Here is a 3820-nt window from a genome sequence, read left to right on the forward strand (position 1 = left end):
GAATCTTATACATACATCTTGAATGACCTAGCGCTAGGCTCTCTCCTTGCACACGCTTGAGGACGGAGAATTCTTTCAAATAGAGTGTTCAACTCTCGTTATTATTTACTTCTCATAGAATATAAGGACCTTACTTCCCCTTCATTTAAATACTATGTTTTTCACAAGTAAACAATAAAATTTCATCACCTATATTTGAATTAGCTTCCAAATGAATAGTATAATATTTATTTTTCTCCGGAGTTGCTGCTTGACTTGCAGGAACCCAGGTAGATAAACCTATTGCTCCTACAACTAACCCTGCCATGAATTTTTTGAAAGTAATTTCATAATGTTTCTTCTAGTTTTGCCAGCAAGAGCCCTACAAGATTGCAAAAGATGAAATTATACGGCACATTGCTTATACTTTCACCTCGGAATAAAATAAGATCATTTTTGCTTTGTAGAGACTTAAAATTCCATTTTGTACAAATGTGATGATTCTAGATTATTCCTAAACTAAATTAACTGAGTATTATGAAAATTACCTTAACATGAGGTTACTTGCAACTTTATTGCACTTTTATTAGTACAATTTTCTCTCCTCTTAGTGGTCATACCAATTACACCTTTATTAAAACATTAAACTTTTAATGCGTAAATAGTAGAATTTTGTCGATTATATTCAACAATCTATTTATAGCGTATTGATGTAAGTAGAAATGTTATATTGCTATAATTATTATTTAATATATTTCAAGTAATTGCGATAGTTACAACTTGATATATCTAATTATAAAATAATTATTTCAATCTACATACGAAATTTACTAAAATTTAATTGTTTTTTAACATAATTTAATCATATTTTACACAGTAACCCTCTTTACTCGGATATGCAAAATTGCATACCCGAGTAAAGGTTTAAATAACATGCGTTCTTATAAATAGCTAGCTGTAGAGAAAGAACAATTTTTGTCTACACCCTTTCCCCCATACTCATCGAGTTAATATTTTGAAGTATCTCCAAAACAAAAATTTTCTCTTTCATAGTTATTTATAATAATTCAGCTCATTTTTTTCGTCTCAGAAAGAAAAAATTTGAGCAGAAATAGGGGTAGCACCATCGCTATCAAGCTAACAAGACAAAATACCCCCTAAAATGAAAAAAGACGTTATTCTTTCTGAGAAATCATAGGAAAGGATAACGTCTTTTTATCAATGTGACGGTATCCTATATGAAAAATTAACACCGTTCCAAATGTATATATTGTATATAATGTACATAGTGTGTATAATGTGTTCATAAGCATTTAAGACGCAAGGAGTTGAATCATGAGAATCTTACTATCTAATAAGTCTAAGTCTCCTATTTATCAACAAATCATTGACCAAATTATATTACAAGTATCAAATGGAACATTGAAAGAAGATGACGCATTACCTTCCATGCGTTCATTAGCTAGGGACTTGAAGGTAAGTGTTATTACTTCAAAAAGAGCATACGAAGAACTTGAAAAAGCAGGTTACATCTACTCTATAGTGGGGAAAGGCTCATTTGTTGCAAAACAAACAAAAAAACAACAAGTAGATGAACCAAGTGATCCAATACGTGAAAAGTTCAGTACAATCGTTCGAGAGAGTAAGGCTAATCATTTATTAAGAGATGAGTTAATACAGATTATTAATCGTATTTATGAGGAGGAATAGAAATGGAAAACATTGTAGAACTGAAAAATGTTTCAAAAACATATAATGGATTTTCCTTAAAAAATGCATCGTTCAACATCAAAAAGGGGTTTGTAACAGGATTTATTGGTGCAAATGGCGCAGGAAAAAGTACAACAATTAAACTAATTATGGATCTTATTAGCAAGGATAGTGGGGATATCAAAGTTTTTGGTAAGGATTATCAAAAGGATCAGGTTTCTATTAAAGAGCGTATTGGATTCGTATATGATGACAATAACTTTTATGAAGATATGACAGTTCATCAACTTAAAAAATTCATTGCTCCAGCTTATAAAAAATGGGATGAAAATCTCTTCCAATCCTACATACGAAACTTTGAGTTACCGACTAACATAAAAATGAAAAAGATGTCTAAAGGGATGAAAATGAAGACTTCCCTAGCGTTTGCACTTTCACACCATGCCGAATTTATTATTATGGATGAACCGACTTCTGGACTTGACCCTGTATTTCGAAGAGAAATTTTAGACATCCTTTATGATTTAATGGTCGATCAAGATAAAACAATCTTTTTCTCTACGCACATTACAACTGATTTAGACCGTATAGCTGATTATATTGTATTTATTCATAATGGAGAAATTGTGTTCGAAAAAGATATGCATAGTATTTCTGAAGAATATGCAATTGTAAAAGGGGATACAGCCTTACTTACACCAAAAATCAGGGAACAATTAATTGGGATTCGTGAAACAAACATCGGATTTGAAGCACTTACAAGTAATACACTACATACACATACTCAACTAGGGAATGATGTGTTAATTGAAGAAGCGACGTTAGAAGATATTATGTACTATACAAAAAAGGGGAATATTCAATATGTATAATTTAATATTAAAGGACTTTCGATTGCAAAAATTAATTATATTATTGTATTTGATTATCATATGCTTTTTTATTATGACATTTGGGAGCTTTTACTTAATGGTCGTTTTACCGGTTGGTTCTTATGTGATAAATCTACATTATTACGACGCAAAGAATAATAGTCACAAGTTTATTAACAGCCTTCCTTATAGTAGAAAATTAATTATTATGTCAAAATATATAGGTACAATGATGTTCATGCTTATAGTGGTGTCATTTTCTTTATCGATTCAAGCGATAATTCAGTTTGTATCTCCGACTTATGGTCAAATTGCAACTCCACAGGAAATTGTGATTAGTATTCTTACTGCGATGTTGTTTACATCTATCTACTTACCATTTTTCTATCGCTTTACCAATAAATATTTGATAGCTGCTGTCAGCATTATTTTTCCTGTATTTGTTGTTTTATGGAGAACAATTGAGGCATATGTAAATATTACTGACCTTGCATATAGCTTCACTACACAATTTACTATTAATCAACTAGTTATACTTGCTTCAATCGTTACCATACTTATATTTATGGGTTCTTACTTCTTAACAGTGAGAATTTATAAACATACTGATTTTTAAAAATTTTTTTAACAGAAATATAGAATACCTAACAAGTAAAACGTTTCTAAAATTAGAAACGTTTTTTATTATATGGTTCTACCTCTTGTAAAGATGCCTTTTTCTTTGGTACCCTACCTGTTTATAAAGGTATACTTTTACAGACGAGTTGAAGGGCTCACTTAAGACTACATACAACAAATCTAAAACGTACATTTTTAGGACACAGTTTCTAGAGTGAGTTTTTGGGGAAGTTTACAGCAAAAAAAACAGCGAAAATTGATTAATACCCGATTGTTCAGAAAATACTTATTTTTGAGAGGTGATAGCTACAACAATTATATAGAGAAGTATGATATATTTGAAAAAGCGCCCTGTTTACAGGGCGCTTCACTTTTACCTAATGACTAATATTAGCACTTGGGTATAATGTTGTTCCTCCAACTGAAACTTTAATTTCATTTGTTAATGGAACATTTTGTTCATTAATAATTGTTCTCCACCATTCCCATGCAAGACCTGTACATTCTCTTGCTACGACTTTTACATTTTTTGAATTCGGCGGAAGTGGTATAACTGTATTGAAATGAGCAGTTCTGTCTCTTCCGTTTCCTTCCCAGGTTTTATGGGTTAGTACTTCTTTACCATTTTTATCATATGAGAA

At 31.0% G+C, this 3820-nt stretch carries 4 protein-coding genes; 3 read left to right on the plus strand and 1 reads right to left on the minus strand.

Annotated features, from left to right (window positions below; all coding sequences use genetic code 11):
- The first annotated feature begins 1314 nt into the window (after positions 1 to 1314).
- From BPMYX0001_RS24955 to BPMYX0001_RS24965, 3 genes are read left to right on the plus strand one after another with little or no spacing between them, the layout of a single operon-like run.
- Complete coding sequence (locus tag BPMYX0001_RS24955) at positions 1315 to 1689, plus strand: GntR family transcriptional regulator (RefSeq protein ID WP_006096960.1); 375 nt, start codon at positions 1315 to 1317, stop codon at positions 1687 to 1689.
- Between the two features lie 2 nt (positions 1690 to 1691).
- The gene (locus BPMYX0001_RS24960) at positions 1692 to 2561 is read left to right on the plus strand and encodes an ABC transporter ATP-binding protein (RefSeq protein WP_006096961.1); all 870 of its coding nucleotides are present in this window, start codon (positions 1692 to 1694) and stop codon (positions 2559 to 2561) included.
- Complete coding sequence (locus BPMYX0001_RS24965; RefSeq protein ID WP_033799343.1) at positions 2554 to 3177, plus strand: ABC-2 transporter permease; 624 nt, start codon at positions 2554 to 2556, stop codon at positions 3175 to 3177. Before BPMYX0001_RS24960 ends, BPMYX0001_RS24965 begins: the two co-directional genes overlap by 8 nt.
- 379 nt (positions 3178 to 3556) lie before the next feature.
- On the opposite strand, the gene BPMYX0001_RS24970 is transcribed toward BPMYX0001_RS24965, so the two are convergent.
- Positions 3557 to 3820: thiol-activated cytolysin C-terminal domain-containing protein (locus tag BPMYX0001_RS24970; RefSeq protein ID WP_033799344.1), on the minus strand; the 264-nt coding region annotated here is incomplete at its 5' end.

The organism is Bacillus pseudomycoides DSM 12442, from assembly GCF_000161455.1.
Taxonomy (GTDB): Bacteria; Bacillota; Bacilli; order Bacillales; family Bacillaceae_G; genus Bacillus_A; species Bacillus_A pseudomycoides.

Bases quoted from the DNA above. Each gene is read 5' to 3' on its own strand.
- BPMYX0001_RS24965 (WP_033799343.1), top strand. From the start codon at position 2,554: ATGTATAATTTAATATTAAAGGACTTTCGATTGCAAAAATTAATTATA.
- BPMYX0001_RS24960 (WP_006096961.1), top strand. From the start codon at position 1,692: ATGGAAAACATTGTAGAACTGAAAAATGTTTCAAAAACATATAATGGA.
- BPMYX0001_RS24955 (WP_006096960.1), top strand. From the start codon at position 1,315: ATGAGAATCTTACTATCTAATAAGTCTAAGTCTCCTATTTATCAACAA.